This window comes from Vibrio sp. 2017_1457_13 (assembly GCF_030851525.1).
In the GTDB taxonomy this organism is placed as follows: domain Bacteria; phylum Pseudomonadota; class Gammaproteobacteria; order Enterobacterales; family Vibrionaceae; genus Vibrio; species Vibrio metschnikovii.
The window spans coordinates 220,970-233,658 of record NZ_VHTA01000006.1; the positions used below are offsets into that span (position 1 = coordinate 220,970).

Genomic DNA, 12,689 nt, shown 5'->3' on the forward strand with positions numbered 1-12,689 from the left:
CAACAGTACGGATATCTGCCTTGAAAATTAAACGATTTTTTGCGAAAGACATGCGAATGGCGCTGCTGCAAGTGAAAGAAGAGCTTGGAGCGGACGCGGTGATCATGTCGAATAAAAAAGTCGCAGGAGGTGTCGAAATTGTCGCCGCGGTCGATGCGGATTCAGCTTCATCAGCCCCTACAGCGACGAAACAGTATCGTGCTTCGCCTGCTCAGTATGATAATCGTAAGCCAAGCCCATCAACGCGCAATAGCGCAAGAGAGCTGGAAGACGACCGAGTCAGCTTAAAAGCCAGCAATGCGAATGGCGCTTCTATGACTCAGCGTTTTGCCAGCATGCTGAAACAGTACAGCCAAACACCAGATACCGAACATCGCGCCGAAAATGAAGACTCATTAACGGCCTTGTTGCAGCGCAACCAGACCAAAACGGCCCCTAATCGACAATTGGCGAATGAAAGCGCACTCGCAAAGTTAATGGCCGAAGAGAATCCCACTCCTCGTCAACGCCCACGTCTAGACTCTTCGCGTTACGAACCGAAACGAGATAATGAGCCAACATTAACTCAACAAGAGTTAGAGAGCATGCGCGAAGAGATGAACTCGATTCGTCGCTTGCTTGAGCACCAAGTGTCGGGATTAATGTGGCAAGAAGTGGAACGTCGCGAACCCTTGCGAGCGATGTTGATTAAACGTTTAGAGCGAATGGGCCTCTCTTTGGAATTGGCCGATCAATTAGCCTGTTATATCCCTGAAGAAACACCACCACCGAAAGCGTGGAAGGCGTTACTTGGCTTAGTCTCCGATCAAATTCCTGTGGTGAAAAAAGACATCTTACAACGCGGTGGTGTCGTTGCTTTACTTGGTCCCACTGGGGTTGGTAAAACCACAACGGTCGCTAAATTGGCAGCTCGTGCGGCGATGGAGTATGGCTCAGATAATGTGGCATTAATAACCACCGATACTTATCGAATAGGCGCTCATGAACAACTCTCGATTTATGGTCGAATTATGGGATGTCCAGTAAGAGTTGCTAAAGATTCCAAAGAGTTAGCCGATGTAATTCATCAGTTACGTAATCGACGCTTGATCCTTGTTGATACTGCGGGAATGGGCCAGCGTGATGTACGTTTATCTGAACAATTGGATACCTTAATGCAAGAGAGTGATGAAGTGATTCACAGCTACCTTGTATTACCCGCTACAGCACAGCGTAAAGTGCTACAGGAAACCATTGAGCACTTTCGAAGAATTCCTCTTTCTGGGTGCATTATGACTAAGCTCGATGAGTGTTTGAGCTTGGGAGAGTTTGTCAGTGTTGTCGTTCAAAATGCGTTACCCGTTGCTTATATTGCCAACGGACAACGCGTACCCGAAGACATAGTGATTGCTCAGCCAAAGTACATGGTGGCAAAAGCAAATGAGTTACTAGAGAAGTCGACAGAGAATGAACCTCATTACTGGAATAGCGATTCAGAGAGATTCTAGGCGGCGGACAAATATGACGAATAAAATGATATATGATCAAGCAAGCGGCCTACGCCGTTTAACTCAACCTTCAGTCACGAAAGTGATCGCCGTAACCGGTGGAAAAGGCGGAGTTGGCAAGTCTAACGTAGCGCTTGGTATGGCTATCTGTATGGCCCGCCAAGGAAAAAAAGTCATGGTGTTGGATGCCGACTTAGGATTAGCTAATGTTGACGTTATGCTAGGGATTCGGCCTAAACGTAACTTAGGTCACGTATTAGCAGGTGAATGTGAATTAAAAGACTCCATAGTTGAAGGTCCGCATGGTATAAAAATCATTCCTGCGACATCCGGTACTCAATCGATGACCGAGTTAACTCATGCTCAGCATGTCGGGTTAATCAGAGCGTTTGGTTCACTTGAAGATGAGATGGATATTCTACTGGTTGATACCGCAGCAGGGATTTCTGACATGGTCGTGAGTTTCTCTCGTGCGGCACAGGATGTGGTTGTGGTAGTATGCGACGAACCGACTTCTATCACCGATGCATATGCCTTGATCAAACTTTTGAGTAGAGAACATCAAGTTGAGCGATTTAAAATTGTCGCTAACATGGTGAGAAGCTATCGTGAAGGGAGAGAGTTATTCGCAAAATTGACTTTAGTCACAGAGCGATTTTTAAATGTCGGGTTAGAACTCGTCGCCTGCATTCCTTTAGACGATAATGTACGACAGGCAGTAAAAAGACAGAAAATTGTCGTTGATGCTTATCCTCGCTCTCCAGCTTCATTGGCCATTAATTCATTAGCCAATAAAGCACTCACTTGGCCAATACCACGTACGCCAAGTGGTCATTTGGAGTTTTTTGTAGAGCGACTGCTTAATCGAACTGAACCAGTAGAGGAACCTTTTGGTGAATAAAGCGCTGACTTACGATCAATACGGTAATATGACTAGCCAGAAGCTATTTCTGGAAAAATATGCTGTATTGGTTAAGCGTATAGCTCATCATTTAATCGGGCGTTTGCCACCTAGCGTACTTATTGAAGATTTAATGCAAGCTGGCATGATCGGCTTGCTTGAAGCGCAAAAAAATTACGATGGAAGTAAAGGGGCAAGTTTTGAAACCTATGCAGGGATTCGAATTCGTGGTGCAATGTTGGACGACATTCGCCGCGGAGATTGGGTTCCCCGCTCGGTTCACAAGCATAATCGAGAGATCAGTCAAGCTATCGCGATATTAGAGGGTGAATTATGTCGCGACCCAAGTGATGCAGAAATTGCGCAGCATTTAGGGATGTCTCTTGAACACTATCACAACGCATTAACGGATATTAGTTGCTCAAGGATAGTGGGTATCGAAGATCTTGGCGTATCGGATGATGCTATTTCGCCATTGGATGATGCGGAGGACAATGCCCCTTTTCAGGGGGTGGCCGACGAATTATTCCGTAAAGCATTGGTTGAATCAATAAAATCACTTCCAGAACGTGAAGCTTTGGTACTTTCGCTCTATTATGATGAAGAGCTAAACTTAAAAGAAATCGGTGAAGTAATTGGCGTGAGCGAGTCCCGCGTGAGTCAAATACTGAGCCAATCTATGCAACGTCTGCGAACTAAGTTGAGTTCTTGGACACAAAACGACTAAATATCACTGACTTTGAACTCAGTGGAGGCAATTTTGAATAAAAATATGAAAATCCTTATTGTTGACGATTTTTCAACAATGCGCCGTATAGTAAAAAACCTACTTCGTGATTTGGGTTTTAATAATACCCAAGAAGCGGACGACGGTTTGACGGCGTTGCCAATGCTAAAAAAAGGTGGTTTTGATTTTGTGGTCACTGACTGGAACATGCCGGGTATGCAAGGCATTGATCTGCTGAAAAATATTCGCGCAGATGCAGAGCTTAAGCACTTACCTGTACTGATGATTACCGCAGAAGCCAAGCGTGAGCAAATTATAGAAGCTGCTCAAGCGGGGGTTAATGGCTATATCGTGAAACCATTTACGGCTGCTACGCTAAAAGAAAAGTTAGATAAGATTTTTGACCGCCTATAATTTTAAAGCACGGTTCAAAAGTTCATTGAGAATTTTTTGCATGTAAGCGGCAACGTTAATCGTACAAAAAATAGTCAGCGAACAGGTATTTATCCATTATGTGAGCAAGGCTAAGACAGGATGATTTCATTAGAACAAGCAAAAGAACTCGTTCAACTATTAGAAAATGGTCAGCAAGATAGCGCCAATACACTGGTTCAACAAGTGTATGAATCTGAAGGCAATCCAATGCTAAAGGAGATCGGCGTATTGACTCGCGATCTGCATGATTCTTTGCGCCAGTTTCAAGTTGATGAGCGAATGAGTCAAATTGCTAACGACGAAATGCCTGATGCCAGAGATAGATTGCATTATGTCATTGATAAAACTGAAGTCGCTGCCAATAAAACAATGGATGCGGTTGATCGCTGCTTACCGATAGCCGACAACCTACATGGAAGTTTGCTACTCATTCGACCACAGTGGAATGCGCTTATGCGCGGTAAAATTGACTTGAATGAATTTAAAGCACTTTGCCATCGTATTGATGATCTTCTTTCGCAAATAGAAGGCAATAGTAGTGAGCTTCGAGGGCAATTAACCGAAATTTTGATGGCGCAAGATTTTCAAGATTTAACGGGACAAATTATCCGCCGAGTGATCACCTTAGTCAATGAGGTGGAAGGTCGCTTAGTAGAGATCTTGACCGTATTTGGTAAAAATCAATTACAACAATCAGGAAAAGTTGAAAAAGCACCTTGTGAGCCAGAGGGACCAATCATTAATCCTCATGAGCGTACAGATGCAGTTTCATCGCAAGACGATGTCGATGATTTATTATCGAGTCTTGGATTTTAGGGGTAAAGTATGAGCTACGATTTAGACGACGACATTCTTCAAGACTTTCTGGTTGAAGCTGGCGAGATTCTCGAGTTGTTATCAGAACAGCTAGTAGAGTTAGAAAATAACCCACAAGACCGCGAACTTCTTAATGCCATTTTCCGCGGTTTTCACACTGTAAAAGGCGGCGCTGGCTTTCTCTCGCTCACCGAACTGGTAGAAACCTGTCACGGTGCAGAAAACGTGTTTGACTATTTACGTAATGGTCAACGTAGTGTCAACGCTCGTTTGATGGATGTGATGCTACGTGCTTTGGATACGGTGAATGAGCAGTTTCAAGCGGTACAAAATCAAGAGCCATTGCAGCCAGCTGATCCGATCTTAATTCAAGAATTGCATGATATGTGTAAGCCTGAATCTGAGGATGAACCTGAAGGTTCGGCGTCGGCTGACGCGGTTGAAGACATCGAACCTGAAGCTGACTCTGAATCTCATGTACCAGCGCCTTCTGAAGATGTGACCGCTCAAGCCTCGAGTAACGCTCATATCGATGCTAACTCGATTGATGATATTAGTGATGATGAGTTTGAAAGCTTACTTGATGAGCTGCACGGTAAAGGTCGTAGTCCTGGTGCGGAAAAGGCGGCCAGTGAAGCTGCCAAGTCTCAGCCATCACCAGCATCAGCACCTGCTGCTTCAGGTGATATTACTGATGATGAGTTTGAAAAATTACTTGATGAGCTGCATGGAAAAGGCAAAAGTCCCTCATTACATGGTTCTGGAGAAGCCCCCTCTCCAACGGTATCGTCACAACCCGCGGTAAAAGCAACACCATCGAATGTGAACGCTAATGGCGATATCATGACCGATGAAGAGTTTGAACGTTTATTAGATGAGTTACACGGCAGTGGTAAAGGACCATCGATCGAAGAGCTAGAAATGGCTACGCGCCCAGCGGCAGCCAATACTACTCAGGCAGCAAAAGCCGCTGCACCAGCCAGTCCATCTATTGAAAAGAAACCAGTAGAACAACCTAAGCCTAAAGCTGCTGCCGCTGCGCCAGCACCAGCTAAACCTGCTCCAGTCGCTAAGACAACGGATACCAACTCAGACAAGAACGAGTTAGTTGCTGCTGGTTCTGGCGGTGCTAAAAAACCTCAAGTAGAGGCGTCAGTTAGGGTAGATACCTCGACGCTTGATACTATCATGAATATGGTGGGTGAGTTGGTATTAGTGCGTAACCGACTGTTGAGTCTTGGCCTTAATAGTAATGATGAAGAGATGTCTAAAGCGGTCTCTAATCTTGATGTGGTGACGGCAGACTTACAAGGCGCGGTAATGAAAACGCGCATGCAACCGATCAAGAAAGTATTTGGTCGCTTCCCTCGCGTTGTTCGTGATTTGGCTCGAACCTTGAACAAAGACATTGTTTTGGAGTTGAAAGGGGAAGAAACCGATCTGGATAAAAACTTAGTAGAAGCGCTTGCCGATCCATTGATTCACTTAGTACGTAACTCCGTTGACCATGGTATTGAAATGCCCGACGACCGTGTTGCGGCAGGGAAACCGCGTACGGGTAAAGTTATCCTCTCTGCGTCTCAGGAAGGCGACCATATTGAGCTGGCGATCGTTGATGATGGCGGTGGTATGGATCCCGATAAACTGCGAGCGATTGCGGTTAAACGTGGCATGATGGATGAAGATGCGGCTTCTCGATTGACGAATAAAGAGTGTTTTAACCTGATTTTTATGCCGGGCTTTTCCAGTAAAGAGAAAATTTCTGATATTTCTGGACGCGGCGTAGGGATGGATGTGGTTAAAACCGCGATTAATACCCTTAACGGTTCGATTGATATTGATTCTGAACTCACGAAAGGGACCAAAATCACCATTAAAGTTCCGTTAACTCTGGCTATTTTGCCTACGTTAATGGTGGGAGTAGCAGGTCATCCATTCGCTTTACCGCTCGCGAGTGTTAATGAAATCTTCCACCTTGATTTACGCCGGACCAATATTGTCGATGGTCAGCTAACGATTATTGTGCGTGAAAAATCCATTCCGTTGTTCTATCTACAAAATTGGCTAGCCCCTCAGGCGGGTAAAGTCGAGCCTCGTAAAGGCCATGGCCATGTAGTTATTGTACAAATTGGTAACCAACGCGTTGGCCTAGTTGTGGATACATTAATTGGCCAAGAAGAGGTGGTGATTAAGCCTCTCGATAAATTGTTACAAGGTACGCCTGGTATGTCTGGTGCTACGATAACCAGTGATGGTCATATAGCCTTGATACTTGATGTCTCTGATTTACTTAAGAAATACGCAGCTGCTTCGCGTATCTAGTGGTCGATAGACCACCCAAATGATAAGGGTAACTATGCCGATTAAAGTCTTAGTTGTTGATGATTCAAGTTTCTTTCGACGCCGAGTGAGTGAAATCATCAATGCTGAATCGCGCTTAGAAGTGATTGATGTGGCGACTAATGGCCGAGAAGCTGTCGATAAAGCCATGCGTCTAAAACCAGATGTCATCACCATGGATATTGAGATGCCGGTGATGGATGGAATTAGTGCCGTACGTGAGATCATGGCTAATAATCCAACGCCAATTCTAATGTTTTCATCGCTGACTCATGATGGTGCCAAAGCGACACTGGATGCGTTAGATGCTGGCGCTTTAGACTTTTTGCCGAAAAAATTTGAAGATATAGCCCGCAATCGAGAAGATGCAGTCACTTTATTGCAGCAACGAGTGTTACAAATTGCGGCGAAACGCAATTTTATGCGTCGTCCGGTGGTCACCAGTAGTGTCACGTCCTCGAACCTTGCCTCGCGCTCGTCATCTGACTCATCAGCGTCAGCTCAGGGACGTGTGGCAACTGCACCTTCAGCATTATCACGCTTTAAAGCAACCGGTAAAAAGTACCAATTAACCGCGATTGGTACGTCAACCGGAGGCCCCGTTGCGCTACAGAAAATCTTAACTAAATTGCCGGCTAATTATCCTCATCCGATCATTTTGATCCAACATATGCCAGCCACCTTCACTGGTGCTTTTGCAAGTCGCCTGAACTCTTTGTGTAAAATTCAGGTGAAAGAAGCCGAAGATGGTGATGTTCTTAAACCGGGTACCGCTTATCTCGCCCCTGGCGGTAAACAGATGATGTTAGATGGTCGCCCAGGAGCGGCCAGATTACGCATTATTGATGGCGGAGAACGGATGAACTACAAACCGTGTGTTGATGTGACATTTGGTTCTGCCTCTAAGATTTTCGGGGATAAAGTCTTATCGATGATCCTCACAGGGATGGGGGCTGATGGTCGCGAGGGTGCTCGTATGTTGCAATCTGCTGGAGCAACAGTTTGGGCGCAAGATGAAGAGAGTTGCGTTGTTTATGGCATGCCGCAAGCGGTTTCCAAAGCGGGAATCTCATCTGAAGATTTGCCCTTGGATCGCATCGCAGAACGTATGCTGATTGAAGTTGGCTTGAGTTAAGGAAACGTTAATGATTGTTTGGAGTGTGGCAAACCAGAAAGGAGGCGTAGGTAAAACTACTACGACCATTACCCTTGCTGGCTTATTAAGCCAACAAGGTAAGCGCGTTTTGCTGGTCGATACCGATCCCCATGCATCATTAACGACTTATTTAGGCTATGATTCTGATGCCGTGCCAACGAGCCTTTTTGATCTATTTCAGTTACGCGAGTTTAATGAACAAAATGTCGAGCCATTAATCTTACGTACCGATATTGAAAATATGGATCTGATCCCTGCTCATATGTCATTAGCTACCTTAGATCGAGTTATGGGTAATCGCAGTGGTATGGGATTAATACTTAAACGTTCATTGCTTGCTCTACGCCATCGTTATGACTACGTATTAATTGACTGCCCTCCGATTCTTGGGGTGATGATGGTGAATGCGTTGGCGGCGAGTGACCGTATTTTAATCCCAGTGCAAACTGAATTCTTGGCAATGAAAGGATTAGAACGCATGGTCCGTACATTAGCGATCATGCAAAAGTCACGCAATCGCGAGTTTAAAGTCACCATTGTGCCTACGATGTACGACAAACGAACTCGTGCGTCATTACAAACTTTGACTCAGCTAAAGAAAGATTACCCTGAACAGGTATGGGCATCTGCGGTTCCCATTGATACTAAATTCCGTGACGCAAGTTTGAAGCGTCTACCAGCTTCTCATTTTGCAGAAGGAAGCCGAGGAGTGTTTGCTTACAAACAGCTGTTACTCTTCTTAGAGAGGTTGGCTATCGATGAGTAACTCCTTACTATCTAGCGAACAAGCACTGGATGATTACTTCGCGGCTCTACTAGAGGAAGAGCTGGATGAGCCGAATTGGCAAGATGGTCCTTTTTCGACCACGCTTATTAGTCATTCAATAGATGATCCTCAACCTCAACCTGCTCGCCAGCGGAGTGCAGAAAGCTATATCGATCAAGAATTAGTCGAATTTGAGTTGCCTAATTTAGATGACGTACAACGCTTGCTGAGTCAATTAGAGAGCAGTAATCCTGTCGCTGAGCTTGATCTTGAAGTGGTTATGGCAGAAAACACCACTCAAATTGCTCAAACGGTTACTGAGACGGTAGTGGAAGAAATTCAAGAATGGGATATTGAAGAGACGCTTGTTGAGTCTGATCCTGTTATCACGATTGAAGAGCCAGAGCTGTTTGTTGAGGAACCCTCTTTACAGCCTTTGGAAGCAGAGCCTGAGGTGATCATCGAGCCGGTTATGGCAGATGACACGTTAGTGACCGAGGACACACAACCTGATCCATTCGGCATTGGACAGTGGCAATGTCCGATCCGTGAACAAAATTTTCAAGTTTTGTATTTTGATGTTAACGGAGTGACTTTCGCCGTACCACTGGATGAGTTAGGTGGTATTCATCGTAAAGCTACGTTGAACCATCTGATTGGACGACCAGCATGGTATTTAGGCTTACAAACTAACCGAGATTCACAGTTGGATGTGGTCGATACGGCGAAATGGGTAATGTCTGATAAATTAGCGGATGATACGTACAAAAAAGACTATCAATATATAGTCATGTTAGATAACAGCCTGTGGGGCTTAGCTTGTACTAAACTATTAGGTACTGAATGGTTAAGTAGCGATAAGGTACGCTGGCGAGAGCAAGTGGGCAAACGACCTTGGCTCGCAGGAATGGTTAAAGAAAAAATGTGCGCTTTGATACACGTTCATGCATTAATCGCTATGCTTAATGCAGGTCTTGATGTCCAAGCGCTCGATAAATAATACATATTTTGTCGGTCACGACTTAAAGAGGAAAAGGTATGTCTGAAGTAGAAGTGAGAAAAGAACACTCAAATGATGAAGTGCTTCAGTGGGTAACATTTCAATTGGAAGAAGAGACTTATGGCGTCAATGTGATGCAAGTCCGCGAAGTGTTACGTTACACCGAGATCGCACCCGTCCCAGGGTCGCCTGACTATGTTTTAGGAATTATTAACCTACGTGGTAATGTTGTCACCGTTATTGATACACGTTCACGTTTTGGTCTGATGCAAGGTGAAATCACCGACAATACACGAATCATTGTCATTGAATCTGAGCGTCAAGTGATTGGTATCTTAGTCGATAGCGTTGCTGAGGTGGTTTACTTACGTTCATCGGAAATTGATACCACGCCAAGTGTCGGTACAGAAGAGAGTTCTAAGTTTATCCAAGGCGTGAGTAATCGTGATGGAAAACTGCTTATTTTGGTTGATCTCAATAAACTGCTATCGCAAGAAGAGTGGGACGATATGGCTCATCTCTAATGAGTGATTTTTTACACTTTACGCCTTCTGTCCTTGCAGGGGGAGCGGCGTTCATTGTTGTACTATTAACGCTTGGGTTGTGGTTTTTGCGCCGTTCATTAACTCGCCAAGGCGATTATTTTCGTCAACAAGTTCGCCAGCTTGATAAAGAGTTGCAAAAAGCCACCAAGCAGTTGTTAGAAGTGCGTTCTGCTGCAATCGGCCTTGGGCAAAAAGTCACAGGGCAACAAGAGATCATCGTTCACTTAAGTGAGCGTCTTAAGCAGTTAGAAAATGTTGATACCGATGCCCGCCTATACAGTCGGGCAAGTAAAATGGTCAAGTTAGGCGCTGACATTGATGAGCTTATCGAAGAGTGTGAGTTACCTAAAGCCGAAGCGGAATTAATGTTATCATTGCAAAAAAAGTTGGCCGGTAAAGAATCTATTCCACCTTTAAGTAGCGATCCGGAAGGGCGCATGCCTGCTTCTAATACGGGTAAAAGACCGACTCGTAAATCTTCTCTTTAAATAAAAGCCAAATGAGAGTGTTACACTTTCTTTTGGCTTTTATTTTCGTAAACCATTATAAGAAGTTTGCTTACTATCGTCTCATAGGCGGGATTTTGGCCGTTTTTTCATCGATAATGTTCAGGTTAATAACGAGTTTAGCGCTAATTCTATTTTGTCTCTGGGATGCTGTGTTAGTATCAACAGTTTTGAATAACTCATTAATCATTTTTATTGGTTACTGAAAATGATTAATAGCAATCGACGCTTTTTGTTTACTGATGACCGAGCGTTAATATTCTGGTTACATCAATAAGACAAATTCGACGATAATATGATATTTTAAGGCTCATATTGTTATATTCACCCTATTTTTATATTGTAAAAGTCGAGCAATGTCGCAATGACTTTTCACCAATTGGATTATGACCATGCCCAGCCGTTTGTTACGGATAGCAATGCTTTTATTGATGCTGGTACTGGCCGGATGTAGCTCGGTACCTGAAAATGCACATAATGAATCACATCCTAATGATCCTTTAGAGGGGTTTAATCGCGCGATGTGGAAAATTAACTACGATTACCTAGATCCCTACCTAGCTCGTCCTGTTTCACTGGCTTATGTCGATTATGTCCCGTCACCATTAAGACGCGGTTTAGCGAATTTCTTATCCAATTTAGATGAGCCAGCCAGTATGGTTAATAACCTGATCATGGGGAATGGCGAAAAAGCGCTCGATCATTTTAACCGTTTTTGGTTAAACAGTACTTTTGGGCTTTTAGGTTTGATTGATATCGCCTCAGAAGCCGGAATTCGTAAGCATGATGACAAACAATTTGGTGATGCGATAGGTTATTACGGTGTCGGTAACGGACCATACTTAATGGTACCGGGTTATGGACCCTATACTGTGCGGGAAGTGGCGGATACGGTTGATGGTTGGTATGTTCCTCTTGCGTATTTGAATATTTGGGGAAGTATTGGTAAATGGGCGGTTCAAGGAATGGAAACCCGAGCCGCTTTAGTGCCTCAAGAAGCCATGCTACAGCGTTCTCCTGATCCTTACGCATTAACGCGAGAAGTCTATTTACAACGTCGTGACTTTAAAGCTGAACGAGACACAGAACATTACGACACTGATCAAGAAGATTTCCTTGATGATTACCTCGACGGCGGATTCTAGTTTTTCTTGATACCATCTGTTATTGAGATCCAATGAGTGCAGGTCACTTGACCCTAAAGTGATCTGCACTTTCTATTTCTGTATTCTCTTTGCCATCATGCTGACATGACTCGTCCACTGAAATAGTCATTAGTCACAATGTATTCGGTATTACGTATAAGCTCATCTTGAATTTCAGCCCAATGCAGATTGTGATGATTGCCTCCCGCCATCGGGATCACGCCACCGACACGAATATTATAGGGCGTTAACTCTCTGGCCCAACTTTGGGTAAAGCCGGCAACCATAGAATTGGTATTTTCCATTCCGGCTTGTTGTTGTGCGGTATTGTGCCAGACGAGATTAACAATCACTCCTTTTGCTTGATGCTGACGCATCCTTTCTGAGCAAGTTTGCCCAAAGGTAAAGAGGGATGAAGCCATATTGGCCAATTGTTGAATAAAACGCTCTGTAGGTTGTTCATCCACCAAAGAAGGAAAACTGACGCTTGGCCAGTGATTGATTAACACGTCCGGGGCTGAGTGGTAGGTGGTTTCAATATAATCAAATAACTGATGAATACTCGTTGGAGAGCGGTCGGGTAACGTGTAGTAATGAACACGATGACTGATCGCGTAGCAATGCTGCCAGGTGGTGACTAAAGCACTATGATTGGTATCACATAATATAACGTTAGCCCCCAAACGAGCAAAATGCATCGCCAGCGTGCTGCCCAGTAGCGAATTAGCTGAAGTAATTAAAATTAATGCACTTTTAATTTTCATTGTGTGCCTTCCTTGGAGGTGCCGTGACCATCGAGTACGTTAAGCATGGTTGACGGTTTGATATGATGGTGTGAATTGCTTCAAATAAACCCAGTTGTTCG

13 protein-coding genes are annotated in these 12,689 nt (G+C 44.4%); 12 read left to right on the forward strand and 1 reads right to left on the reverse strand.

Annotated elements, in window-relative coordinates; translation table 11 throughout:
* Positions 1-20 precede the first annotated feature (20 nt).
* From flhF to FKN88_RS10415, 12 genes are all read left to right on the forward strand, one after another.
* Positions 21-1,487 carry a flagellar biosynthesis protein FlhF gene (flhF, locus tag FKN88_RS10360; RefSeq protein ID WP_154170505.1) on the forward strand — a complete coding sequence of 489 codons (1,467 nt, stop codon included), beginning with the start codon at positions 21-23 and terminating at the stop codon, positions 1,485-1,487.
* 13 nt (positions 1,488-1,500) lie between these two features.
* Positions 1,501-2,388: a MinD/ParA family protein gene (locus tag FKN88_RS10365; RefSeq protein WP_040904164.1), complete on the forward strand. Its 888-nt coding sequence runs from the start codon at positions 1,501-1,503 to the stop codon at positions 2,386-2,388.
* A complete protein-coding gene (locus FKN88_RS10370) occupies positions 2,381-3,115 on the forward strand; it encodes an RNA polymerase sigma factor FliA (RefSeq protein WP_040904165.1) in 735 nt (244 codons plus the stop codon). Before FKN88_RS10365 ends, FKN88_RS10370 begins: the two co-directional genes overlap by 8 nt.
* Before the next feature lie 45 nt (positions 3,116-3,160).
* Positions 3,161-3,529 carry a chemotaxis response regulator CheY gene (gene cheY / locus FKN88_RS10375; RefSeq protein ID WP_040904166.1) on the forward strand — a complete coding sequence of 123 codons (369 nt, stop codon included), beginning with the start codon at positions 3,161-3,163 and terminating at the stop codon, positions 3,527-3,529.
* Positions 3,530-3,649: 120 nt separating this feature from the next.
* Positions 3,650-4,366: a protein phosphatase CheZ gene (locus tag FKN88_RS10380; RefSeq protein WP_004394818.1), complete on the forward strand. Its 717-nt coding sequence runs from the start codon at positions 3,650-3,652 to the stop codon at positions 4,364-4,366.
* A 9-nt stretch (positions 4,367-4,375) separates the two neighbouring features.
* Complete coding sequence (locus tag FKN88_RS10385) at positions 4,376-6,688, forward strand: chemotaxis protein CheA (RefSeq protein ID WP_306687502.1); 2,313 nt, start codon at positions 4,376-4,378, stop codon at positions 6,686-6,688.
* Positions 6,689-6,722: 34 nt separating this feature from the next.
* Positions 6,723-7,841: a chemotaxis response regulator protein-glutamate methylesterase gene (locus FKN88_RS10390; protein ID WP_004394820.1), complete on the forward strand. Its 1,119-nt coding sequence runs from the start codon at positions 6,723-6,725 to the stop codon at positions 7,839-7,841.
* A gap of 10 nt (positions 7,842-7,851) precedes the next feature.
* Positions 7,852-8,628, forward strand: coding sequence for a ParA family protein (locus FKN88_RS10395; protein WP_004394821.1), 777 nt, complete (start codon positions 7,852-7,854; stop codon positions 8,626-8,628).
* A complete protein-coding gene (locus FKN88_RS10400) occupies positions 8,621-9,628 on the forward strand; it encodes a chemotaxis protein CheW (protein ID WP_004394822.1) in 1,008 nt (335 codons plus the stop codon). Before FKN88_RS10395 ends, FKN88_RS10400 begins: the two co-directional genes overlap by 8 nt.
* 38 nt (positions 9,629-9,666) lie before the next feature.
* On the forward strand, positions 9,667-10,152 hold the full coding sequence (locus FKN88_RS10405) for a chemotaxis protein CheW (protein WP_004394823.1): 486 nt from the start codon (positions 9,667-9,669) through the stop codon (positions 10,150-10,152).
* Positions 10,152-10,661 (forward strand): DUF2802 domain-containing protein, encoded by a 510-nt coding sequence (locus FKN88_RS10410; RefSeq protein ID WP_040904167.1) that lies wholly within the window; start codon positions 10,152-10,154, stop codon positions 10,659-10,661. The genes FKN88_RS10405 and FKN88_RS10410 overlap by 1 nt, the downstream gene beginning before the upstream one ends.
* Positions 10,662-11,071: 410 nt before the next feature.
* Entirely contained in the window at positions 11,072-11,824 is a 753-nt protein-coding gene (locus FKN88_RS10415) for a VacJ family lipoprotein (protein ID WP_154170509.1), read from the forward strand.
* A gap of 95 nt (positions 11,825-11,919) precedes the next feature.
* Here FKN88_RS10415 and FKN88_RS10420 read toward each other — a convergent pair whose 3' ends face one another.
* On the reverse strand, positions 11,920-12,588 hold the full coding sequence (locus FKN88_RS10420; RefSeq protein ID WP_158144826.1) for an SDR family oxidoreductase: 669 nt from the start codon (positions 12,586-12,588) through the stop codon (positions 11,920-11,922).
* Positions 12,589-12,689: the final 101 nt, after the last annotated feature.